This window comes from Caballeronia sordidicola, from assembly GCF_000729995.1.
Taxonomy (GTDB): Bacteria; Pseudomonadota; Gammaproteobacteria; order Burkholderiales; family Burkholderiaceae; genus Caballeronia; species Caballeronia sordidicola_A.
In genome coordinates, this window is sequence record NZ_JNFG01000053.1 from 1 (window position 1) to 23817 (window position 23817).

Sequence of the window (23817 nt, forward strand, 5' to 3'; positions counted from 1 at the left end):
CCCCCAAGTGCGAACGAACCCTACTGATCTCCAGGCACCCCATACGACGGTGCCTGCTCGGGGCGTTTTGCACGCGTCGCATAGTCGTTCATCTGCGGCTCGTAGCGCTGCCAGAGCGCACGCAAATCAGCGATGGGTTCATCGGACCAGTCCACCCTGAGTTCCGCAAGCGGCCAGACGTCCCGCCCGTATACGCAAAAACCCGCTGAATGCACGGGTCCCGCCTCACCGCCCGCAGCCGCACCGGCTTCCAGCGCCAGAATCAAGCGCTCGGCCAGCGAACTCGCATTAGACGCGTCGAAGGCTTCGGCCATGGCCGCCGGAATGCCATCATGCGCAAGCAAATTCCCCGCTGCGATGCAATCACGCCCCGCCTTCGTCGCGATAGTGCCAAGCCCTTTGGCCCCGGTCACCGCGTCTCGCGAACCGTCGGCGTCCAACACCGCAAGCTGTCGCCACTCGGCGTAGGGCCGTGCGTCCTGCAACTGCCGCAAGGTACTCTGCGCACCGAACCCCTGCGCCAGCAATTGCAGCCCAAGCACGCCAAGGCGCGGATCGGTCACGTTCTGGCTCAGCACCACGCCGTGCGGGCTGACCCACAAGCAACGGCTAGGCACCGCAATGCTCGAACTGCACACGATACCGCCGACCATACCCGTACGCTCACATCGGCCAGCCAGTGAAAAGGTCATGGGAAGACTCCGCTCAACTGTTTGGAATGACGGCGATCACGTCGATCTCGACCAGCCACTCGGGCCGCGCGAGCGCTGAAATCACGACCCCGGTGGAAGCCGGATACACGCCCTTCAACCACTTGCCCATCACCGTATAGACTGCCTCGCGATATCGGACATCGACGAGATAGACCGTGATCTTGCAGATATCCTCAAGCTTGCTGCCGGCTTCGTCCAGCAGCATCGCGATATTCGCCATGGCTTTTTCGGTCTGGGCGGCGACGTCGCCTACACCCACGGATTCGCGCGTATCCAGATCCTGGCCTATCTGGCCGCGCAAGTACACCGTGCCGTTCGCGACCACCGCCTGGCACAAGTCATTGTTCAGTTTCTGCTCGGGATAGGTTTCGCGAGTATTGAATTTGCGGATGCGGGTATGACTCATGGACACCTCACACTACGCGCTTGAGCCGCGGCTCTGCGCTGGATTGAACAACACGGTCCGACAGGTTCGCGGCCTTCTTCACAAACCCAAGCGTACTGTCGAAATCAAAGTTGCGGTACACGGCGCCAAGATGCGCAAACGGTGGCGACTGGGCAAACAACTGGAACGTCAGCCGATGTCCGGCGTAGTCGGAATTCAGCAAGTCACGGGCGAACGCAAGCAGCTTACGGCGGTCATCGGAGACCCAGTTCTCATTGACGGTGTAGTACTTGTCGAGCCAGTCGCTGATCTCGGGATTCGCGAATGAGGCCGCATCCGGCGTCACGCAAATCTGGCCGCCGCACAACTCGCGGGCAAGATGCATCATCTCGTGAAGCCGCGAACAGGCTTGCACGCGGCCGGTATAAAGCAGCGACTGGTTGGGCATCATCAGCCCAGCAGGACTACGCTCACCGCATGCAATAGACGCAGTCAAATGCGCGTTGATAGTCTCTCGGTACACCGCGAGAGTGGACAACTTCTCCTGCACGGCCTGCTGCTTTTCGAGCCCCGTCTGACGCGCATTGAACAACGCGGCGCCAATCATCAGGTCGGCCAGACGCAGGTTGCGCTGAACGAATGCGAACGCGCTATAGCGATGCAGCGTGGCGCGAATAAACGTAGCGGCCTTCGTGTGCTGATAGAACAATACGTCTTCCCAAGGGATCAGGACGTTGTCGAAGATCAGCAGCGTGTCGATTTCATCGCAGCGGTTGGAGAGCGGATAGTCGTCCGGATTCGCCCGGCCCGCGAAGCCCGTACGGCAGATAAACTTGAGCCCCGGCGCGGACATGTTGACGATGAACCCCACTGCATAGTCGGAGAGTTTCGCGTCACCCCAGTTGGCGATAGTCGGCTTGACGAACGCCTGGTTCGCATACGCGGCTGCCGTCTCATACTTGGCGCCGCGCACCACAATGCCGGCATCGGTTTCCTTCACCACATGCAGCAGCATGTCCGGGTCCTGCTCCTGAGGCGGCTTCGAACGATCGCCCTTCGGATCCGTGTTCGCGGACACATGGAACGGGTCTTCATGCAGCGTACGATGAATGTGGCGCTCGATGTTCTCCGCAAAACGCGGGTCCACTTCGTTGAGCACATCCTTGCCGTCATACAGCGACCACATCTCGCCGATGGTTTCATCACCCACCCGCGTAGCGATTCCGCCAACATCGTCCAGCACGGTATCCACCGCCAGCCGCTTGTCGTGCCAGTCCTGCTGCGTGTACGGCAGTTTCAGGCCGATGGCGTTGCGCTCGCCCGTGATTGCTTCAACGTAGCTCATCACGCCCTGCGTCGCCTTCTCGTGCGCCATGTCGTAAATGCGCGCACGGATGTCGACGATAGGCTTGAACATGGGATGCGTGGTCACGTCGTTCACGCGTTCGCCGTTGATCCATACTTGCCGTCCGTCACGAATGGAATCGCGATACTGCTCGCCGGTTCTGATCATTTACTGTGCCTCGGTCCGTTGGGAATGTCGTGCGGGAAAGGGGTCAAGCCAAGGGCGCCTCCCTGTCCTGAGCGTCTAAAAAGCCAGGAACTGGCCATAGTCGCGCTTGCAGTAAAGCAAGGGCATGTGCGTCACCGGCGCGCGAGTAACGGCCACCACTTCGCCGAAAAACACCGTGTGCGTTCCAATAACCTGCTGGGCCACTACACGGCATTCAAGCGCAGCCACCGCGCCGTCGATGAGCGGTACGCCCAGCGTGCCGGCCGTATGCGTGCAGCAGGAAAAGTCGAAGGGCTTGGCCGTGGCCGACCGGCCGGCGAACGTATCGGCTATGCCGCGCTGCGCCACGTTCAGCAGGTTCACCGCGAACACACCGTTTTCTGCGACCGCCGCATTCGCCGGGCTTCGCGTGTTGATGCAGACCAGCAACGTGGGCGGGTCCGCACACACTGAACTGCACGCGCTGACCGTCACGCCGAAACGCTGGTCGCCGGCGCCGGTCGTCACCACGTGAACCGAGGTGGAGTTCGACGCCATGGAATCCAGAAACGCAGCGCGCAAGGCGTCTCCTTCTCTGGCTGCACCATGTTCACCTTCCGCTACGCATTCCATTGAACCGCTGTCTCGTTGCATGTCGTCCCCCTCGCGTTTGCACTAGCCTTTCGCAAAATCTACGCTCGGGTGACGCATCCGAAAAACATATTTCAAAAATGCAAATCATCGCTTTTGCCTATGCAAGCTTATTTATGTCCACGCACAATAAGTACTAGAAAAGACCACGGGGCCGATCATGGAACCTGCGCAATTACGCTATTCGCTGCGTCAGTTAAGGTACTTCGTCGTCACGGCGGAAGTCTTGTCGTTCACCGCCGCGGCCAAGCTGCTGCATATCTCGCAGCCGTCCATCTCCACGGCGCTGGCGGATCTGGAGGTGTCGTTCGGTGTCCAGCTATTCATCCGCCATCACGCGAGCGGGTTATCCCTGACGCAGGCGGGCCGGGACATGCTCGGGCGTGCGCGCGACCTGCTCAAGAACGCGGAGGACCTGCAGACAGCCGCCAAGGAAATGGACGGCGGCATGTCCGGCGCCATCACGCTCGGCTGCCTTGTCTCGCTCGCGCCGCCGCTCATGCCCGCAATGATGAGCCGCTTCCTGGCCGATCATGCCGGCATTGCGTTCCGCACGCTCGAGGCGCATCAGGAGGATTTGCTGCGGGGCCTGCACGACGGTTCGCTGGATATAGCGCTTACTTACAACCTCGACCTGACCGACGACATCGCCTTCACGCCGCTGCTCTCGCTGCCACCGTATGTAATCCTGCCCAGGACGCACCGGCTCGCACGCGCGCGCAGCGTCGCACTGGCCGACCTGCGCGACGAGCCCTACGTTATGCTCGATCTGCCGCACAGCCGCGAATATTTCGCCGGACTCTTCGACGCGGTCGGCGGCCGGCCGATTGCCGCGTTCAAGTCGTCCCAGCCTGAAGTTGTCCGCGGCATGGTGGCGAACGGCCTGGGCTACAGCATTCTCAACTTCCCGCTCAAATCAAGCCGCACCGTTGACGGCGAAGACTTTGTCATCAAGCAGTTCAAGGACGAGGTGAACGCGACCACGCTAGGCATTGCTCAGTCCAGAAGCATGAAACCCCGGCAAGTCGTCCAGCGTTTCGCCGCGTTCTGCGAAGCGGAAATCAGGCGCCAGCACAGCGGTTGAAGGCACGGGAACGTGTACGTCAGAGACACCCCCGCTAGATAGGAAAAAGCTTGGTTCTACATGCAAAAACAATATTTTGGCTGGTAATTTGACTTGATAGATTGATGTCCATGCAGCGAACAACCAGTCGCCGGGATTCAGCGGGTTGCGACAGTCACTGAATGGGACAGGGAGGCGCGATGGGTTCTTCAACGGCATCCTCGGCGGTAACGTCGACAGCATCCGGCGCTGGACTGGACATCGTGCGCCAGTTGCAGGCCAACTGCGAACGCCCGTTCAGCGATGCACGCTCGATGCCACCCACCGTCTACACCTCGCCTGATTTCCTGGCGCTGGAACAAGAACGTATTTTTCGTCGCGAATGGCTGTGCGTTGGCCGTGCGAGTGCGCTTGGCGGAGCGGGCGACTATCTCACGGCGGATATCGACGGTCAGCCGATCGTCGTCCTGCGCGACGAGCACCTGGAGCTGAAGGCATTTTCCAATGTGTGCCTGCATAGGATGTCGGTGTTGCTCGAAGGGCGCGGCAACACCAGGCGCATCGTGTGTCCCTATCACGCATGGAACTACACGCTCGATGGCAAGCTCCACGGCGCCCCCATGATGGAGCGTCAAAGCGGATTTTGTAAGGAAAACTACCGATTACCCACGGTGCGATGCGAAGCCTGGCAAGGCTGGATCTACGTCACGCTCGACGCGAACGCGCCGCCGGTGTCGGAGCAGCTTGCCGGCCTCACGGACCTGATTGCCGACTACGGCATGACCGATTACAGGGAAACATTCTACGAAGAACACGTCTGGGATACGAACTGGAAAATCCTCGCCGAAAACTTCATGGAGAGTTACCACCTGCCCATGCTGCATCGGGCAACCGTTGGGCCGCATTCGCGCCTGGACGAAATGGAATGCCCAGCCGGCCACGACGCGTTCAATTATCACTGGATCACCAAGGAAGCGTCCCTGCCTATCGGTCAGGCGCATCCGGATAACCAGCGTCTACAAGGGCACTGGCGCAAGACGACCGCGCTGCTCGCGATCTACCCGACCCATCTTGTCACGCTGACGCCGGGTTATTTCTGGTACCTCGTGCTGCAGCCGCTTGGCACGAGCCGCGTCCATATCCGCTTCGGCGGCGGGCTGGCGCCTGAGTTCATCGCGGACCCGAGGGCGGCGCAATACATGGCGTCGCTGAAAGAGTTGCTGGACGCAGTCAATGAGGAAGACCGGCGTGGCGTACAGGCCGTGTTCCGCGGCGTGCAGGCGCCGCTTGCAAAACCCGGTCATCTCAGTCACCTCGAACGGCCGAACTACGACTTCGCGCGGTATCTCGCGAAGCAGCTTGCCTGAGCTACAACGCACCATGCACGCCGCACGCCGCAACACACGCAACGCAACACCGATCTGAAACCCGGAGCCCACGACACGATGTCAACCCACTCCTTCATCTCCTTCGCGGGCGTGAGCAAGACGTATGACGGCGTTCACTACGTGGTGGAAGGGCTCGACCTCGACGTCGCGAAAGGCGAGTTCGTCTCGCTGCTCGGGCCGTCCGGTTCAGGCAAGACAACCACGCTGATGATGCTTGCCGGGTTCGAATCCGCGACGCAGGGAGAGATCCGCCTGAACGGGAAACGCCTTGACGATAAACCGCCGCATCAGCGCGACATCGGCATGGTGTTCCAGAACTACGCGCTCTTCCCGCACCTGACGATAGAACAGAACATCGCGTTTCCATTGTCGGTAAGAGGCATTGGCAAAGCAGAACAAAAGGCGCGCGTGAAGCGGGCGCTGGAGATGGTCGAGTTGCCGCAACTGGCTTCCCGCCGGCCGTCGCAGTTGTCCGGCGGACAGCAGCAGCGTGTCGCCCTCGCCCGAGCGCTGGTGTTCGAGCCAAGCGTGGTGCTGATGGACGAACCGCTGGGCGCACTGGACAAGCGGCTGCGCGAAACCATGCAATACGAAATCATGCGGCTGCATCGCGAACTGGGATTGACGGTGGTGTATGTGACGCATGACCAGGCGGAAGCGCTGACCATGTCGGACCGGGTCGCCGTGTTCTCCGATGGACGCATTCAGCAGGCGGCGACTCCTACCGAGCTTTACGAAAACGCGCACAACGCGTTCGTGGCGAATTTTGTCGGCGAGAACAACGGCCTGACGGGTCGGGTACTCGAACAGGACACAAGCTGGGCGACGCTGGAACTGCCGGGCGGCGCGGTCATTCGCGGCCGCTGCGGACGGGGTCTGCGCAACGGCGAGGAAGCGATGCTGGCGTTGCGCCCCGAGCGCGCGCACATAGCGTCCGCTGACGCCGGGCAGAACGCCGCGGACACCAATGTGGTGAGCGCGCGGGTGGAAGAACTCGTGTATTGCGGCGATCATCACCGCGTTCACTTGAAACTCGGGGAGCTTGGTCATGGCGACAACCTCATTGTCAAAGTCCCGAATACGCAGCACCACGATCTTCCGTCACTCGGCAGTGCAACCGCCGTGGCATGGCGCCACGATGATTGCAAAATCCTCGCAACGGCCGCTACTGTTACTCGCGGCTCAGCTTCGTCCCTCACCGCAGGAGTCCACTAACATGAAAGCAACACTCGTTCGAACCGGTCTGACGGGCATCGCCGGACTCACCCTTGCAGCAGCCAGCTTGTTTTGCGCGACCGCACAGGCAGCCGATACCATCTCGGTCGTGACCTTCGGCGGCGCTTACGAGGCCGCGGCGAAGAAAGCGTTCTTCGAACCGTTCACGGCAGCGACCGGCATCGGCTTCTCGACTGAATCGTACGATGGCGGCCTCGCCAAGCTGTCGGCCATGGAACAGGCCAAGAACCCGACATGGGACTTGATCGACCTTGAATCCAATGACGCCATCACCGGTTGTGACGAAGGCCTGTTGCGCAAGATCGATCGCAAGTCGCTCGGCAACACCAGCGCCTTCATCCCCGGTTCGATCATGGATTGCGCGGTAGCCGCCATGGTCTGGTCGACGGTGTACGCCTACGACACGACCAAGCTCAAGACCCCGCCGACCACCATCAACGACTTCTTCGACCTGACGAAATACCCTGGCAAACGCGGCTTGCGCAAGTCGCCGAAGGTGACGCTCGAATGGGCGTTGCTCGCTGACGGCGTGAAAACCGCGGATGTGTACAAGGTGCTCGGCACGCCTGCCGGCGTCGACCGCGCGTTCAAGAAACTCGACACGATCAAGCCGAGCATCGTCTGGTGGGAAGCCGGCGCGCAGCCGCCGCAATTGCTCTCCGACGGAGCGGTGGTCATGACACAGGTCTATAACGGGCGCATTGACGACGCAGTGCACAAGGACCACAAGCCATTCGTATCAGTGTGGGATGGCCAGGTTTACGACTTCGAATGGTGGGGCATTCCGATGGGCGCGAAGAACGGCGACGCCGCAGCCAAGTTCATCGCTTCCGCCTCGACCGCACAAAGCTACGCAGACCTGACGAAGTACATTGCTTACGCGCCGCCGCGCAAGGATGCGATTCCGTTGATTGCCAAGGATCGCCTGAACGACCTGCCGACGGCTCCTGCGAACTTCAAGCATGCACTGCAGATCAACGCGAGTTTCTGGGCGGACAACGCCGACCAGATCAACAAGCGCTTCCAGGTCTGGCTGACACAGTAAGGCGACCCGTGACCGTGACAGTGACCAGCAATCTGCAGGAACCGGCTGAACGCGAACCCGCCACGGGCTTCGGGGCCGACGGCCGCGCGGCGTACGCCAGAACGCGTCGCCGGGCGTCGGCCCAGGCGCTCCTGCTTGCGCTGCCGCTGCTGTTGTTCCTGCTCGCCACCTTCATTGCGCCGATCGCGATCCTGCTTTCTCGCAGTGTCGAGAATCGGGAGGTACCGGTGAATCTGCCGGCACTGTCACAGGCGCTCAAGGCATGGAACGGCGAAGGTGTGCCCGACGAGCATACCTTTGCCATCCTGGCGGCGGATATGCGCCGTGCGTCCGCGGAAGGACAATTGGGAACCGTCGCTCGGCGGCTGAATTTCTACCTGCCGGAGTTTCGCAGCTTGCTGATGCGGACCGCGCGCCAGTTGCCCGAGACCGCGCCACCCGCCTGGAAACCGGCGCTGATCGAACTCGATCCGCGCTGGGGTACGCATGACATCTGGCGCATCCTGAAGCGCTCCGCTGTGTCGCCTACGCCCGACTATCTGTTAGGCGCCGTGGATGCCACCGTCACCCCTGAAGGGTCGATCGCCTCGCTGCCCGCCGACAGCTCAGTGTTTGTCAGCGCGTTTGCGCGCACCGTATGGATCAGTGCGTCAGTCACGCTGTTGTGCCTCGTGATGGGTTATCCGGTTGCGTATTTGCTCGCCACCTTGCCGGCGGCCAAAAGCAATCGCCTGATGCTGCTGGTGATCGTGCCGTTCTGGACCTCGCTGCTCGTGCGCACGACCGCGTGGTACGTCCTCTTGCAACCGAGCGGCGTCATCAACAGCATGCTCGTGGGGCTGGGTCTCGTGAGCCATCCCCTGCCGCTCTTGTTCAATCGAACCGGCGTGCTGATCGGCATGACGCATATCCTCCTGCCCTACATGATCCTTGCGATCTATTCGGTCATGAAGAGCGTGTCTCCGGTCTATATGCGCGCAGCGCAATCGCTCGGCGCGCATCCTGTCACGGCGTTCATCCGCATCTATGTGCCGCAGACTTTGCCGGGTGTAGGAGCCGGCTGTTTCCTCGTGTTCGTGCTTGCGCTCGGTTACTACATCACGCCTGCATTGCTCGGCGGCGCGGGCGACGAAATGATCAGCCAGCTGATCGCGACGCAGACCAACGAACAGCTCAACTGGGGGCTTGCCGGCGCGTTGTCGGCGTATCTGGTGATCTTCACGGCCGTGTTCTATTTTGTGTTCAACCGGCTTGTCGGTATCGACCGGCTGCGCTTCGGCTAAAGGAGAGGGACTCATGCAAAACCAGCGCCATCTCGTGCTCTCCGAACGCATAGCGTCGAAGTGGTTGCGCGTGCATTCAGCGCTCATCCTGTTCTTCCTGATCGCGCCCATTTTGGCCATCGTGCCGCTGTCGTTCAACACCGGTTCGTACTTCTCTTATCCGATGCAAGGCTTCTCGCTGCATTGGTACGCGAAAGCGCTCGGCAGCAGCGACTGGCAACGTGCGTTCTTCAACAGCATCGGCATTGGCGCCGCGTCCACGGTGCTGGCCACCTGCCTCGGCACGCTCGCAGCGCTGGGCCTGAGCCGCGCGAACTTTCCGTTTCGCGCAGTCATCATGCCGCTGCTCATCTCGCCGATGATCATCCCCATTGTGGTCGTCGCCGCCGGGTTCTACCTGGTCTTCGCGCCGCTCGGTCTCGTCAACTCCTACGTTGGCGTAGTGCTTGCGCATGCGGCGCTCGGCACGCCGTTCGTGGTGATCACCGTGACGGCTTCCCTGCTCTCGTTTGACCAGAGCCTCATTCGCGCGGCGTCGGGACTCGGGGCGACGCCATGGATCGCGTTTCGTCGTGTCACGTTGCCTTTGATCGCGCCGGCCGTGGCAACGGGCAGCGTCTTTGCGTTTGCCACCTCGTTCGATGAAGTCATCGTGATTCTTTTTATCGGCGGGCCGGATCAGCGGACCGTTCCGCGCCAGATGTGGAGCGGCATTCGCGATTCGATCGATCCATCCATACTCGCAGTCGCCACCATGTTGATCCTGTTCGCGGTGGCGCTGTTCACCAGCATCAACTGGCTTCGCGGACGCAGCGCCGCAGCGGCGTTGCCGGGAAGCTGAAGGCTTTAAGGGAGCCGGCGTTTGTCTTTTATCGGCTCGCTTTCATCGCGAGTGGCGATCGCGTTGGCGGGAGACCCGACGCATGGCGCCGCTTGATTAAACATTAGAGGAGAGCAGCATGCTGGCAACAGAACGGGAAGCGTTTGAGCTGGACGGCGCCGCCGTCTTGCGCGGAGTGTTCAAGGATTGGGTCGAGCCTCTGCGTGAAGGTGTGGAATATAACGCCACTCATCCGGGACCTTCGTTCAGGAACTACACGCCCGAGAAAACAACCGGGCGCTTCTTCGGCGACTACTGCAACTGGCAGCGCATTGAACCGTTCAAGGATTTCGTCGAGCATAGTCCGGCTGCTTCGGTGGCTCAGGCTTTGATGGGCTCGCAGCGTGCACGCATCTTTCACGAACATGTGCTGGTGAAGGAAGCCGGCGCGGCGAAACTCACGCCATGGCATCACGATGAGCCCTACTACTGCGTGAGCGCCGAGCAAGCGGTCAGTCTATGGATTCCACTCGATCCGGTGCCGCGTGAGACATGCGTTGAATTCGTGGCCGGGTCGCACAAGTGGGGAAAGCTGTTCCGTCCGCGCAAGTTCAGCGGCGTGGCGTATGACCATAAATCGGATCGGCTTGAAGAGTTGCCGGACATCGATGCGAACCGGGATGCGTATCGGATCCTCGGCTGGGATCTGGAGCCGGGCGATGCCATAGCGTTTAATTTTCATACGGTGCATGGAGCGCCCGGTAACGTAGGGGGTCAGCAATCGCGGCGAGTCGTGTCGTTCCGATGGCTCGGCGATGGCGCGCACTACGTGGATCGGGGCGGCGAGACTTCTCCGCCCTATCCTGAACTGGTTGGGCGGCTTGCTTCCGGTGACCCGCTGCCGGAGGTGGAGTTTCCTTTTATCGTCTAAGGCGTGTTGACATTACGCGGCAGCGGATGCCGATTGCATCCGCTGCGCGGTGTGTGTCATCACTCGTGCGATAGGCCCAGTCGGAATACTCTGTTGCTGGTCTTCCAGAACACCAGTTGACGCTCGGTCGGGCTCGGAAGCACGTCTTCGACGATCTGCACATGCTCTTTGATCCCGTAAGGCACTGGACCGAAGTCGGAGCCGAATACCACTCGGTCCACCCCGCACATCTCAACCGCGGCTCGCAGTCCGATGGGGCTGAACCCCATGCAGTCAACCAGGATGTTCGTCTTGAAGTAGTCGGATGGCGGCCGCTTGTTCGTGTAAGGCCTGCCGGCCGGCGGGTTGGAAATCCCGTTGTAGTTGAGGTGCCAATTGAATTCGAGGCGTCCAAGGATCGACGCGAGTTCGCCGCCCATGTGGACGATCAGCACTTGCAATTTCGGGTGGCGATCGAACACGCCGGAGGCGATCATCCGGGCGCCGTTCACGGTCGAGTCGAAGGGTCGGCCAACCGCCTCGTTGAGGCGGTATTGCATGAGCGCCTCGTGCCCGAGCGACAGCATCGGCGGATGAATGTGGACCACGATGTCATTCGCTGCCGCAAACTCCCACAGCCATTCCGCCTTGGGGCTGTCGAGGAAGGCGCGATCCGCACCGTCTCCGTAGCTGGACGCCACCGCAATCGCCTTGGCGCCGCCCTGGCTGATCATCTCCTCGACGATCGGCCGGCAGCCCTCTTCAAGCGCGTGTGCGTTGGCCGTCAGTGCGAACTCGCCGGGATAGCGATCGCTGATCTCCCGGTATTCGTCGTTCAAGAATTTGAGAGCCTCGCCCGTACTGACTTGAAGCAGATCCCGCGCAATCCAGTCCACCTCGCCGCCATTGGTGATGAGGCTGAGGGTGACGCCGCCCTCACGCTGCTTGGGCATGGCGTAGTCCAGATCGAAACACTCGCGATAGCAAATCAAGTCCTGAGCGTTTGTCTGCGGGAATCCTTGCTTCGGATCGTACAGGCCTCGCTCCGCCATCTTGGCTTGCATCCTGGGTCCCATCGGGTGCCGGTGGGTATCGACGATTGCGGGGTATTTCATTGCGTTATCCATTGAATCCGCCTTTGCTGGTTGCCATTGTTCGTTTAATCAAGGATGGGCAGCCAGTCCTTGAAAGAAGACGGCTTTGGTCCCGGAATACGTCAAAGCTAACCGGACGATGGCAGGGCGAGTTGACATGACGCATACGCTACGTAGATTGCGCCTTCAACTTTTCGGGAAATCCGTTGACGTCCTGTCTTTGGGGTGGGATTCACCTGCTGAATTCAGGCATGGGAATAGCGCGTACGTGCGCTTTGTCTGGCACGACGTCTGTGTGGCGTGGGTGCTTGACGCAGAATTCGAGGGCCGCTTTTCCCATTTTGAAAGCCTTAGCATAAGCCCTTTGTTGTCTGACGTCCTTTGACATCAAATCGACGCCAAGCCATGCCACACCCACCACAGCAGCGGCCCCTGCGCGCATAAAAGCTCAATAATTGGAAAAATTAAAAAATTGAAGACAATATTACTGGTGTAAACGTTGATGCCTCGCGTATTGCGCGAGATAAGTCATCTGACATACGATGCGCTCACATTACTAACATAGCTTTCGACAGCGAATGTTGAGCCTTGTCATCGCGACCCGAATGGGCCGAATGAAGAATGCCGAACGTGCACGCAGCGACCGCAGCCGTCCGAGCGGCTGACAAAACAACAAACAGAGACAACCGACATGGCAATCAAACTAAGAGGGCTGCGCTGGTGGATGATCGGCCTGCTGACCCTCGGCACGGTCATGAACTACCTGGCGCGCAGCTCGCTGAGCGTCGCCGCTCCCACGGTCATGCAGGACCTGCACATCAGCACCGCCCAGTACGGCTGGATTACCGGCGCGTTCTTCGTGATGTACCCGCTTGGCGGCCCGGTGACGGGCTACCTGATGGACCGTATCGGCCTGCGCTTCGGCTTCCTGATCTGCGGCGTCGCGTGGTCGTTGGTCTGTATCGCCCACGGCTTTGCAAGCGGCTGGGTCGGCCTGTTCGTGCTGCGTGGTCTGCTCGGGCTGGCCGAGGCATCGTTCATTCCAGCCGGCATGCGCATGGCAGCGTTCTGGTTCCCGGCGCGTGAACGCGGGTTGGCGGCAGGCATCTTCAACATCGGCACATCGATTGGCGCCATCGCCGCACCGCCGCTGATCGCCTGGTCGATCCTCAAGTACAACTGGGAGATGGCGTTCGTCATCGCAGGCTGCCTCGGCCTCGTATGGGCGGTGCTGTGGATCGTGTTCTACCGGCACCCGAGCGAGCACAAGGCGCTCACTGCAACGGAAGCGGCTTATATCGTCGAAGGTGAGCACGCCGAACTCTCCGACAACGGCGCCAAACCCAACCTGCGCGCGATCTTCAAGCAACGCAACTTCTGGGGCATCGCGCTGCCGCGCTTTTTCGCCGATCCGGTGTGGACCACGCTCGTGTTCTGGATGCCCCTCTACTTGCATCAGGCACGCGGCTTCGACCTCAAGGCGATTGCCATGACAGCATGGCTGCCGTTCGTGGCAGCGGACGTGGGCTGCCTGATGGGCGGATCGATTTCGCTGTACCTCAACAAGCGCTTCAACATTGCAGTGATCAACGGCAAGCGCATCGTCTTCACGATCGGCGCGTTGATCATGATTTCCATGGCAGGCGTGGGCTATGTGAAGGACCCGGGCACGGCAATCTTCCTGCTGTGCCTCGGCGGCTTCGCGCACCAGACGCTATCCGTCGCCGTCATTTCGATGTCCGCCGACTTGTTCCCGCGTCGTGAAGTAGCAACAGTCACGGGCTTCGCGGGACTGTCAGCGGGGCTCGGCAACCTGATCTTCACGCTCGTGATCGGCGGGCTGGTCGCGACCATCGGCTATGCACCGTTCTTCGTCGCGCTCGGCTTCGGTGACCTGATCGGCGTGGTCTTGCTCTGGACGCTGGTGCGGCCTGCGCTGGTCAATCGACTTGCCGACGCCACCCTTCCGAGTCCGGCCGGTGCCTAGCGCATGGTCACGGTGCGTTGTCATGCGCAAAGCGAAGCGCGCATGACAACGGCCGCCCTCCACTCCCGCGCGACGTCCGTCTTGAACGCCGCGCTTAGCCACATCTGCGCGCAACTACCCGCAGCAATGAGCCGGCTGCACTGGCCGGTGAGACCCTCGTCATGAACAACATTCAACCCGAAACACTGGCGGTCGAACGCCTCGAAGCCCCGGATCAGGCACCTTGCGAAGTGGGCGAAAGCCCAGTCTGGCGGGAACAGGAACAAGCGTTGTATTGGGTCGATATCCCCGCGCGCACGATCGCTCGATTGGTCGTGGGCGAGGTCAAGCGCACCGAGTGGCGCTTGCCCGAAAAAGTGGCCTGCATCACCTTCGACCGTCACGGCACCGTGCTCGCCGGATGCGAGACGGGACTCTTCGCGGTTACGCTGTCGGCTGCGCATGAAGCGAGCGTACACAAGCTCGCGGCACCGGTTTTTCCACTGCCGGGCATGCGCTTCAACGACGGTCGCTGCGATCGTCAAGGCCGCTTCTGGGCCGGCACGATGGTGCAGGAAATGGCTGCCGCCAACCCGGCCGGCTCGCTGTACCGATACGACGCCAACGGCGTTCTGTCCTCGTCCATTGTCGACGGGCTGATCGTGCAGAACGGTCTCGCCTGGTCGCCGCAAGGCACGACGATGTATCTCTCCGATTCGCATCCGGCGCGCAGGCTCGTCTGGGCGTTCGACTACGACGTCGATACCGGCGAACCACGTAACCGTCGCGTCTTTGCCGACCTGAATCAGTTTGCAGGCCGCCCGGACGGCGCGGCTGTCGACACCGACGGCTGCTACTGGACCTGCGCAAACGATGCGGGTCTGTTGCTGCGTTTCACGCCTGACGGCCGCCTGGACCGAAGCATTGCGCTGCCGGTCACGAAACCCTCGATGTGCACGTTCGGCGGCCGCGAACTCGACACGCTCTTTGTTACATCGATTCGTCCGGCAAGCAACGCAAACGAACACGACGGTCATCTGCTTGCGGTGCGTCCAGGTGTACGTGGTGCTCCGGAATCCGGTTACGGAGGAATTCTATAAGGATTACCGATGAATTTTCAGGCGATTCGGGAGACATCGCCTGAAAGTATTTTGCTGTTGAGCAATTTCGTTATGCAAGCAGGAAAAGCCCGCGACGTTGCTGGCTACGTCGCAATCATTGATACAACAAGAGGAAATAAAACATGCAGTCACGCCACTCCAAAAAAGCCGTCAACAAAGCGGTCAACAAAGCTGTATTAATAAGCCTCGCTACCCTCGCCTCGCCGGTCTTCGCCCAAAACAGCGTGACGCTGTACGGTATTGTCGATGACTCCATGTCCTACCAGAGCAGCCAGACGACGCTGGGTTCAAACAAGGGCGGACGTTCCAACATAAAAATGGCTTCGGGTATCTGGGCAGGCAGCCGCTTCGGCCTCAAGGGCTCGGAAGACCTGGGCGGCGGCACCAAGACCATCTTCCAGCTGGAGTCGGGTTTTAACGCGGCGTCGGGCGCCCAGCAATACACGAACGCCATGTTCGGCCGGCAGGCATGGGTCGGCTTGACGAATCCGGTCTACGGTACGTTCACCGCCGGCCGTCAATACACGTCCTACTACACGCTGCTTTCGCCCTATAGCCCGACGAACTGGCTTACCGGCGCCTTCGGTGCGCATCCGGGCGACCTCGACGAAATGGACACGATCTATCGCGCCAATAATTCGCTCGTGTACACGTCGCCCAAACTGTTCGGATTTACTGCCAGCGGTTCGTATTCGTTTGCCGGCGTTCCGGGCAGCGTGAACCAGGGCTCGACATGGAGCGGTGCGCTCCAGTACCTCAACGGCCCGTTCGGAATTGCCGCGGGTATCACGCGAATCAACAACTCGACCCCGGGCGGCGGTGCGTTTGGCGCGGACTCCACCACCAATTCCGCGGGCCAGTCAGGGGTATCGGCGATCACGAACGGTTATCAGACCGCTCAGGCGCAGCAGCGAATTGCCGTGACCAGCGGTTATACGTTCACGCAGACGCTGGATATCTCCTTGTCGTACTCGAACGTGCAGTACATCCCCGGTATCAACTCGAGCTTCAAGACCACGGCGATCTTCAATACGGGCGGCGCGGTGCTGCACTGGAAGGCATTGCCACTGCTCGACCTGGCTACCGGCTACAGCTATACACGTGCGACGAAAGCCAACGGCATTACCAGCTCCGCGCAGTACCAGCAGTTCAACCTGTCCGAATACTATTCGCTCTCCAAACGCACCGGCCTCTATGCACTGCAGGCCTATCAGCGCGCGAACGGAAAGACACTCGGAACGGCTGGCGCGAGCAGCATCATCAACGCGACCGCGTCGGTTGGCGACGGCTACCAATCCGCGCCGTCCTCATCTCCCAGCCAGTTTGCTGCGGGCGTAGGCATCATCCATCGGTTCTGATTTGACGCGGTAACGCGGTGCACTGCTCAGGCAGTGCGCCGCGTCAAAGTGAGACACGACTCCGACAAGTACTCGTCGGGCGTGCTTCGGCAAGTGCCGAGTCCAAAGAGTCCAACGCCAACTCAGCCACCATAGGCCTGACGACAGGCTAACGCCACTTGCCGCGCAGCTTAGTCATTTTCGATTCCTTGTACTTTGCCTGCGGTATAAGGCGATCTCCGCAGATCAACACTGGCAGCTCGCAATCATGCGTCCCGGATCGTCATGCTGCGGCGCAAGAAAGATGTCAATGCGTATTATTTTCCGTACGCAAGGTTACCCTTGCCGCCTCGTCCATCTCCCAGATGTTTTCCGCCTAACCCGCTACCAGTCTTGGCTTGGCTGGAGCGTCCGTCACAAGTACGCCCTCTGTTTCTCCCGCTACCCGCCCAAGTCACTCGGGCGTAACATCAGATTATTCGAGCAACGGACACATTTACCGGGATAATTACGGATCAGAAAAAAGCCAGTCGCGCCGATAACCAAGTACCTACCTATATTGCGCATGCCATGGCGTTTAGTGAACCGAGGTTGCCGTTTTTCAAATGGCTAGTGGGATCCGCTCAAGACCTGAGCGCAGATAATCGACAGATATTGTTGTCAAACCTGTTCACCAGGACGGCATCCATCGCGATGGCGTCAGTGTGCGAGATCAGCGTTTGCGCCACCGCCTATTATCTTTATCCAAACGTGGGCTACGCGTTATGGACGCTCGCCGTGATCGCACTCCTGATCGTGCGGTTGTCTCTGATCGCCATCTGTTGCAAGCGCAGCGCTCGCAACGAGCCCACGCCGACATCGCTGTTCCTGCTCGCCAGCATCCTGTGGAGCGCGCTTCTCGGACTCGGCGCCCTGTTGTGCAATATCAGCGGAGACCAGACGCTTTTCCTGCTCGGCAACGTTTGCGCCGTTGGCGTGGTGGGCGGATTGGCCGGCCGCAACGCAGGCGTGCCCCGGCTGGTCCTGATCCAGATCTCAATCATCTTTACGCTGCTTGCAATTGGCGCCGCGCTGTCCCCGTCTTCTGGAAAAATCGTCTTGCTGTTCCAGGCACCGTTTTGCGCTGCCGGCTTTTTCACGGTCGCTATCCGCAGCAACAAGGACACCGTCGCGCTGCTGCTTGCGCAGGAAACCAGCAACCGCCTCGCCCGTCACGACAGCCTCACGGGCCTGCCGAATCGCGCCCGCATCAGCGAACTCCTGCTGAACCGTACGGATACCGAGCCCGCGGTCAGGCCCGGATCCTTCGCGGTGCTCCTCATCGATCTCGATGGTTTCAAGGCAATCAACGACAGCCTCGGGCACGCCGCCGGCGACCTGGTGCTGCAGGAATCCGCCAAGCGCTTGCGAGCGGTGTTGCGCCAAGGGGACGTTGTCGGCCGTCTGGCGGGCGATGAATTCGTCGCCATTTCCAGCGACGCAGCCATCAGCGAAGAGGTCCGGCTGCTTGCGGATCAGATCGTGAAAACCCTGGCGCGTCCATTCGTGCTTAACGAGGCGCTGGTGCGGATTGGCGCAAGCGTCGGAATCTCGCAGTATCCCGAACATGGGGAAACGGGGCCACAACTCCTGATATGCGCCGACCGCGCGTTGTACGCGGTCAAGCGCAGCGGCAAGAGCGCGTTTGCCGTATTCGATGCCAAGGCGCACGCCTCCGACGACAGCTTGAGCCTGCTGCGAAGCGACCTGGAAGGCGCGCTTCAATCATTCGGCAGCGGCTTGCGAATGGAATATCAACCGATCGTCAATCTGGCCAGCGGGCTCGTCACCGGGCGGGAAGCACTGGTCCGCTGGACGCATCCCACGAGAGGCGAGTTGCCGCCCACGACCTTCGTTCCCATTGCAGAGCGGACGGGCCTGATCCTGCCACTGGGCGAATGGGTGCTCCGGCGCTCCTGCGCGGAAGCGGCCCGCTGGCGCGAGCCGGTGGTCGTGGCGGTGAACGTGTCGCCCGTGCAATTGCGGGAAGATTCGTTCGCGGACCTGGTTGCAGCGGTCATGCAGGAGTCGGGGTTGCCGCCTTCGCGGTTGAACATCGAGGTCACGGAAACCGTGCTCATGAGCGACGATGTCCCGACCCGGCGCAACGTTGAAAAACTTCGCGCGATGGGTATCGGACTCGCGCTCGACGATTTCGGAACGGGCTTTTCCACGCTGTCTAATCTATGCCGCTTTTCGTTCGACACGCTGAAGATCGACAGCTCGTTTGTGCGCGAATCCATTCATCGGCGGGAGTCGGCGGCAGTGATTCGCGGCATCGTGGCGCTGGCCCATGAGCTGGGCATTCCCACTACCGCAGAAGGCATCGAAACGCAGGAGCAGCTGAGCTTTGTCCGGGCCTCGGGATGTACCAGCGCGCAGGGCTTTTTCCTCGGCCGCTCGGAACGCGCGGATAGCATTTCGCAAATCTGAGTGGTCGGCGGCCTGCCGGAAATTCCCGCGATCCCGCCTGGTTTTTCATATACTTTATCGCCGACGCTGGCAAGTCGGAGCGCGAGTCTTGAAACCTGCGCGCAGCTCATATTGCCCCTGCATCCAGAACGATGACGAGGTTAATGATGAACGGAAAGGTATTGATCTCTGGTGCCGGCGTCGCCGGCCTGGCACTGGCTTACTGGCTCGATCGCGCGGGATGTACTACAACGCTGGTTGAGCGCTCCCCGGAATTTCGCCGAGGCGGGCAAGCTGTCGATATCCGTGGTGTCGCGCTTGATGTGGTCAACGCAATGAAATTGCTTGACGACGCGCGCGCATTGCGGACGCAGCTCAAGGGCATGTCGATGCTCGATGCCGACGGCAACGAGACGCAACGTACCGAAGAACGCACCTTCAGTGCCGGCCGGCTCGACAGCGAGGACATTGAAATCTTCCGCGATGATCTTTGCGAGCTTCTGATGGGCGCAATGAGCGACCGTGTCGAATTCATCTACGATGACAGCATTCGCTCGATCGATGATCAGGGTGACGGCGTGGCGGTGACATTCGCCAGCGGCCTGGACAGGCAATTCGATCTGCTGATTGGCGCCGACGGAATCTACTCCAACGTCCGCAAGCAATGTTTCGACGATGAATCCACGGTTGTCGCTCCGTTGGGGGTGGTGCTCGCTCTTTTTTCGACGCCCAATTTGATTGATCTGATCGATTGGCAACTCGGGCATCGCGAGGGCGGCGTCGGCTACGTCATCTATCCAAGCCACGACAAGCGCGAACTCCGGATTGGTGTTGGTTTCGCGATACCCGCGCCCGCGGTGGCCCGAAGCGATACGGAAGCGCAAATGCGACTGGTGGCTAGCCAGTGCGCTCATTTGAAAGGCGATTTCCCCCGCTTTATCGACGCAATGAAAGTCACCGATCAGTTTTACTACAACGAGCTCGCACAGATCCGCATGCCATCGTGGTCTAAAGGCCGCGTCGTGCTTGCCGGTGACGCGGCGCACTGTGCGTCTCCATTCTCGGGTCAGGGCACGAGCCTCGCACTCGTCGGCGCTTTTGTGCTGGTTCGCGAGCTGGTTCGGCACTGGGATCATCCGGCGCAAGCCTTTGCCGCATACGAACATCGCATGCAGCCGTATGTGGATCTGAATCAGGCACTTGTTGACCTTACCCGCGAGGGCCCCATGCCGGATGATGCGATGACCGAGGCGAAGAACGGTATCGACCTTCGGGATTTGCTGAGCGAGTTGGTGTAGCCGCCGAGGATCCGACATGACTGCAGCCTCTTCCTTTTCCACTAAACAACTTCTGCAAGAGATGTTCAGTGAGATGGTGATCAAAAAGGATGCCTCACTAATCTCCCACTACTATCATCCAGATTTCTTGCTGGAAACCAACGGACAGAAACAGGATTACACAGCGTTCGCCGAAGGGCACCGCAAAGTGTATGCGACCGATATCGTCTATGAGGTCCGGTACGACGATGACGCATGGGTCGAGACTGTCGACCGGATTGCCGCTCGGGTATGGATAAAAACCGAGCGCTCCAATGAGCCGGCGGTGGAGTTCGAAGTCGTGTTGATCGCAACGTACTTGGATCAGAAGATTCACCGCGTGTGGGAATTGACGTGGCCGGATTGGAGTCAGGCGAAGGCCTTTGAAAATTACGCCTAGCGGTGCCGACGTTCAGATATCTCCGTTCGTGCGGTGGATTCAGGAAGCCTTCCTGACATTCGCACATCGCCACCCAGGAGCGCGTTGCGCCGCCAAGCTATGCGCACTCTCAAGCCGACGCGGTCGATACTGCCGCCGCAACTGTGGCTTAAAGGTCTGTTGGCGGATAGCCAAACGCACCAGCGGGTAACGCCGTGTCGTCATAACACTACCCGCTTGCCGCCGCCCCGCCGCTGTGGTCGGCGGCCTCTCAACTTCATCCGTGCGCAAACCAACGAATAAAACGATGCCCCGATCGAGCGGCATTCGCGATCTGGTACAACTGCAACATCGCCAAAATACTTTTAGCCTCAGCCACAGGTCGCTTTCGTTAGAATCTCTTTTCGACCCTTATATTCGTCTGTAACCGGAGACAAACGTGCCAGGCCTACTTCCCGATGTTGACAGCGAGGGACTCCTCGAATACTCGGTCGTGTACACCGACCGATCAATCAATCATATGTCGCAGCTCTTTCAAGGAGTCGTGCACGATATTTCCGATTCCCTGAAAAAAGTCTACAACGCGAAGTCGGCCGTCGTCGTCCCGGGCAGCGGGACTTTCGGCATGGAAGCCGTTGCCCGGCAGTTCGCGACGAACAGGAAGTGTCTGGTCATCCGCAATGGCTGGTTCAGTTTTCGCTGGTCACAGATTTTCGACATGGGCGGCATTCCGTCTGAATCGATCGTGCTGAAGGCGCGTCCGGTCGAACAAGGGAGACAGGCGGCCTATGCACCGCCGCCGATCGAAGATGTGGTCACAGCGATCAGGGAAAACAAGCCGGATCTGGTCTTTGCACCGCATGTCGAAACTGCATCCGGGATAATGCTGCCGGACGCTTATTTGCGCGCGGTGGCCGACGCTGTGCATGCCGTCGGCGGCATGTTTGTACTGGATTGCATCGCTTCCGGCACTGTCTGGGTCGACATGAATGAGTGCGGCGTTGACGTCCTGATCAGCGCACCGCAAAAGGGATGGAGCGCGTCACCGTGCTGCGGGCTGGTCATGCTTAGCCCGCTCGCCCGCGAAAGAATCGACTCAACAACCAGCACCAGTTTCGCTTGCGATCTTCGCAAATGGCTGCAAATCATGGAAGCCTACGAGAACGGCGGGTTCGCGTACCACGCCACGATGCCCACGGACGCTCTCGCGACGCTGCGTGATGTCATGAAAGAGACCGAGGCATACGGCTTCGATAAAGTGAGAGCGGAGCAGCTCGAACTCGGCAAGCGCGTTCGCTCACTTCTCGCTGACAAGGGTTTCAAAAGTGTGGCGGCCGAAGGTTTTGAGGCTCCGGGGGTTGTGGTCAGCTACACGGACGATGACGGAATACGATCCGGCAAGAAGTTCGCTGATGCCGGCTTGCAAATCGCGCCCGGCGTTCCCCTTCAATGCGATGAGCCTGCAGATTTCAAGACCTTCCGCATCGGATTATTCGGCTTGGACAAACTGCATGACGTCGAAGGTGCAGTGGCCAGGCTCGCGAAGGCGCTGGACCGTATTCTTTAGAGCGTTTTTTGTTTTGCGGAGGATGGGCGGATTGCTCGTCCTCGCGAGCGCTCACCGATCAGGACGCGTCGTCAGGCGCCGCGCCTGGGAACAGCGACAGCCGGAGTCCGATGAGCGCATGCAGCGCACCTTTGCGCCGCCTGTAGCCAGGCGCATCAGGGTCGGCCGCAAAGTCAGCAATGATCTGCGCTATAGCGGCATCGACGTCGGCCGCAAGAGTCGACGGTACGCTTTGGCGCTCGCCGGATTCGAGGCATCGTTCATAGTGCGATCGCACTTCGTCGAGCACACGATTCAATACGACCGGCAACTCTCCAGAAAACTTGCCCGAGAGTCTGCGCAGGTCGAGTGTATTGAGCGCAATGCGCATGTCGCGCAGGCTTTCAGTGGACGGGTGCTTGTAATCGTCGCTCGGCGCCACGCGCGGAATGAGCTGCACGAGCCGGTCGAGCATGCGTGCGTTCAGATCGCGTTGCTGATCCATCGATAGAGCGGTCCCGCTTAAAACGACATCCCTCCAGCTGGACCGGGTCAGTCGTGCCGTCGCCGCATCCGTTCCGAACGGGCGGATGACCCCCGTCATCACCGAAGCGAAAATCACGCCGGCCAGCCCCGCGAGATTGGCATTCAGGAAGTTCAGGATGTTGGCGTCATAGGCGTTGTCGATACCGAGAAAGGTCGCGGTCGTCAACGCTACGAGCGTCGATATCAACGCCCATTTCGGACGTGGCATCAACAGTCCAAGCGGAACAAACAGGAACGAGAAGAAAATGACCAGCAAAGGAAAGTCCTGACCACTCGGCAACACGACAAACAGATAGAACGCCGAAATGACGACGCCCATCGTTGCGCACTTCAGGAAAGTAATCATCATGGGCACGGGTTCGTCCAGCGCGGCGAAAAAGCAGACGCCGATAGCGCCCAACGACACCGCTGCCGCACCTTCCTGCCATCCCGAAGCGATCCACAGGCACGACGAAACGAAGATGACCAGCGCCGCCGAGTTGGCGGAGAACAAGGCAAGACCCCGGTCGAAAAAAGCGTGCTGCGCGCCGAGCCGCCAATGACGAAACCGCGGCCGCCAGTACCCTCTTCCGTGAACGATGTTAAGGCGTAAAGTCCGGCAATCGACCCACAGATCGACCACTTGCCGCAAGCGCCAGAGCGCGCTGGATAACAATGCCGCCTGCCATGTCGTCGGTTCGTTGCGCGCGGGATCCAGTTGTGCAATACGCTTTCTGAATAGCGGCGCCTCGCGCTCGGGGTCCTCGCTGAGCGGCGCGTCCATCCAGCGCCCGATATCGCGCAGCAATTCGCCTAAGCCCGCAGGAATGTCGGGGCCCGATTTCTGCGCGGCCGCGAGCACGTCTGCGAGCGCCGCGGTGATGGGCAGTATCAGTTGCATCCGGCCTTGCAGTTCCTCGCTGCGAGCGAGAATTACCGGACTGACGTGATCGTAGGCCAACTGACTCAACAGGAATTCGAAGCCTCGGACACTCGAGGCCATCTTCTGTCGGCTTCCCGAAACGAGCGCTCCAGCGACCCGGCCCGCCAGCGACTCGTTCGCGTAGAGAGCGGCGTCCCGGAACCACGAGTCCGT

20 protein-coding genes are annotated in these 23817 nt (G+C 60.2%); 14 read left to right on the plus strand and 6 right to left on the minus strand.

The features are described 5' to 3' along the window. Window positions 1-20: 20 nt before the first annotated feature. The 4 genes from FH08_RS0132115 to FH08_RS0132130 all read right to left on the minus strand — a co-directional run bounded on the left by FH08_RS0132115 (window position 21) and on the right by FH08_RS0132130 (window position 3244). Window positions 21-692 (minus strand): DUF1028 domain-containing protein, encoded by a 672-nt coding sequence (locus FH08_RS0132115; RefSeq protein WP_031362294.1) that lies wholly within the window; start codon window positions 690-692, stop codon window positions 21-23. Window positions 693-705: 13 nt separating this feature from the next. Then, the gene (locus FH08_RS0132120; protein ID WP_031362295.1) at window positions 706-1119 is read right to left on the minus strand and encodes a RidA family protein; all 414 of its coding nucleotides are present in this window, start codon (window positions 1117-1119) and stop codon (window positions 706-708) included. Window positions 1120-1126: 7 nt separating this feature from the next. Then, a complete protein-coding gene (locus tag FH08_RS0132125; RefSeq protein ID WP_031362296.1) occupies window positions 1127-2611 on the minus strand; it encodes a 4-hydroxyphenylacetate 3-hydroxylase family protein in 1485 nt (494 codons plus the stop codon). Between the two features lie 75 nt (window positions 2612-2686). Next, a complete protein-coding gene (locus FH08_RS0132130; RefSeq protein WP_081889642.1) occupies window positions 2687-3244 on the minus strand; it encodes a flavin reductase family protein in 558 nt (185 codons plus the stop codon). 157 nt (window positions 3245-3401) lie between these two features. On the opposite strand from FH08_RS0132130, the gene FH08_RS0132135 reads away from it, so the two are divergent. The 7 genes from FH08_RS0132135 (at window position 3402) to FH08_RS0132165 (ending at window position 11007) form a co-directional block, all read left to right on the plus strand. Then, window positions 3402-4325, plus strand: a complete 924-nt coding sequence (locus tag FH08_RS0132135) for a LysR family transcriptional regulator (protein ID WP_031362298.1) — start codon at window positions 3402-3404, stop codon at window positions 4323-4325. A 179-nt stretch (window positions 4326-4504) separates the two neighbouring features. After that, window positions 4505-5671 carry an SRPBCC family protein gene (locus tag FH08_RS0132140; protein WP_051888696.1) on the plus strand — a complete coding sequence of 389 codons (1167 nt, stop codon included), beginning with the start codon at window positions 4505-4507 and terminating at the stop codon, window positions 5669-5671. A 78-nt stretch (window positions 5672-5749) separates the two neighbouring features. After that, the gene (locus tag FH08_RS0132145; RefSeq protein WP_051888697.1) at window positions 5750-6907 is read left to right on the plus strand and encodes an ABC transporter ATP-binding protein; all 1158 of its coding nucleotides are present in this window, start codon (window positions 5750-5752) and stop codon (window positions 6905-6907) included. A gap of 1 nt (window position 6908) precedes the next feature. After that, complete coding sequence (locus FH08_RS0132150) at window positions 6909-7973, plus strand: ABC transporter substrate-binding protein (protein ID WP_051888698.1); 1065 nt, start codon at window positions 6909-6911, stop codon at window positions 7971-7973. Window positions 7974-7993: 20 nt separating this feature from the next. Next, window positions 7994-9256 carry an ABC transporter permease gene (locus tag FH08_RS0132155; RefSeq protein WP_035567628.1) on the plus strand — a complete coding sequence of 421 codons (1263 nt, stop codon included), beginning with the start codon at window positions 7994-7996 and terminating at the stop codon, window positions 9254-9256. Window positions 9257-9269: 13 nt separating this feature from the next. Beyond that, window positions 9270-10097 carry an ABC transporter permease gene (locus FH08_RS0132160; protein ID WP_031362303.1) on the plus strand — a complete coding sequence of 276 codons (828 nt, stop codon included), beginning with the start codon at window positions 9270-9272 and terminating at the stop codon, window positions 10095-10097. Window positions 10098-10215: 118 nt separating this feature from the next. Next, complete coding sequence (locus FH08_RS0132165; RefSeq protein WP_031362304.1) at window positions 10216-11007, plus strand: phytanoyl-CoA dioxygenase family protein; 792 nt, start codon at window positions 10216-10218, stop codon at window positions 11005-11007. Window positions 11008-11066: 59 nt separating this feature from the next. Here FH08_RS0132165 and FH08_RS0132170 read toward each other — a convergent pair whose 3' ends face one another. Continuing rightward, a complete protein-coding gene (locus tag FH08_RS0132170; protein WP_160172519.1) occupies window positions 11067-12101 on the minus strand; it encodes an amidohydrolase family protein in 1035 nt (344 codons plus the stop codon). 670 nt (window positions 12102-12771) lie between these two features. Between FH08_RS0132170 and FH08_RS0132180 the strand changes: the two genes are divergently transcribed. The 7 genes from FH08_RS0132180 to FH08_RS0132210 all read left to right on the plus strand — a co-directional run bounded on the left by FH08_RS0132180 (window position 12772) and on the right by FH08_RS0132210 (window position 22217). Further along, window positions 12772-14067, plus strand: coding sequence for an MFS transporter (locus FH08_RS0132180; RefSeq protein WP_031362307.1), 1296 nt, complete (start codon window positions 12772-12774; stop codon window positions 14065-14067). 161 nt (window positions 14068-14228) lie between these two features. Continuing rightward, entirely contained in the window at window positions 14229-15146 is a 918-nt protein-coding gene (locus FH08_RS0132185) for an SMP-30/gluconolactonase/LRE family protein (protein ID WP_031362308.1), read from the plus strand. 143 nt (window positions 15147-15289) lie between these two features. Then, entirely contained in the window at window positions 15290-16525 is a 1236-nt protein-coding gene (locus tag FH08_RS0132190; protein WP_035567624.1) for a porin, read from the plus strand. 549 nt (window positions 16526-17074) lie between these two features. Further along, window positions 17075-18976: a putative bifunctional diguanylate cyclase/phosphodiesterase gene (locus FH08_RS0132195; RefSeq protein ID WP_031362310.1), complete on the plus strand. Its 1902-nt coding sequence runs from the start codon at window positions 17075-17077 to the stop codon at window positions 18974-18976. 143 nt (window positions 18977-19119) lie between these two features. After that, window positions 19120-20253, plus strand: coding sequence for an FAD-dependent monooxygenase (locus FH08_RS0132200; RefSeq protein ID WP_031362311.1), 1134 nt, complete (start codon window positions 19120-19122; stop codon window positions 20251-20253). Between the two features lie 16 nt (window positions 20254-20269). After that, window positions 20270-20671: a hypothetical protein gene (locus tag FH08_RS0132205; RefSeq protein WP_031362312.1), complete on the plus strand. Its 402-nt coding sequence runs from the start codon at window positions 20270-20272 to the stop codon at window positions 20669-20671. Window positions 20672-21089: 418 nt separating this feature from the next. After that, complete coding sequence (locus FH08_RS0132210; protein WP_031362313.1) at window positions 21090-22217, plus strand: aminotransferase class V-fold PLP-dependent enzyme; 1128 nt, start codon at window positions 21090-21092, stop codon at window positions 22215-22217. A 58-nt stretch (window positions 22218-22275) separates the two neighbouring features. Here the strand turns inward: FH08_RS0132210 and FH08_RS0132215 are convergent. Continuing rightward, window positions 22276-23817 (minus strand): FUSC family protein (locus FH08_RS0132215; RefSeq protein WP_035567631.1); only part of this gene is annotated, 1542 nt, incomplete at its 5' end.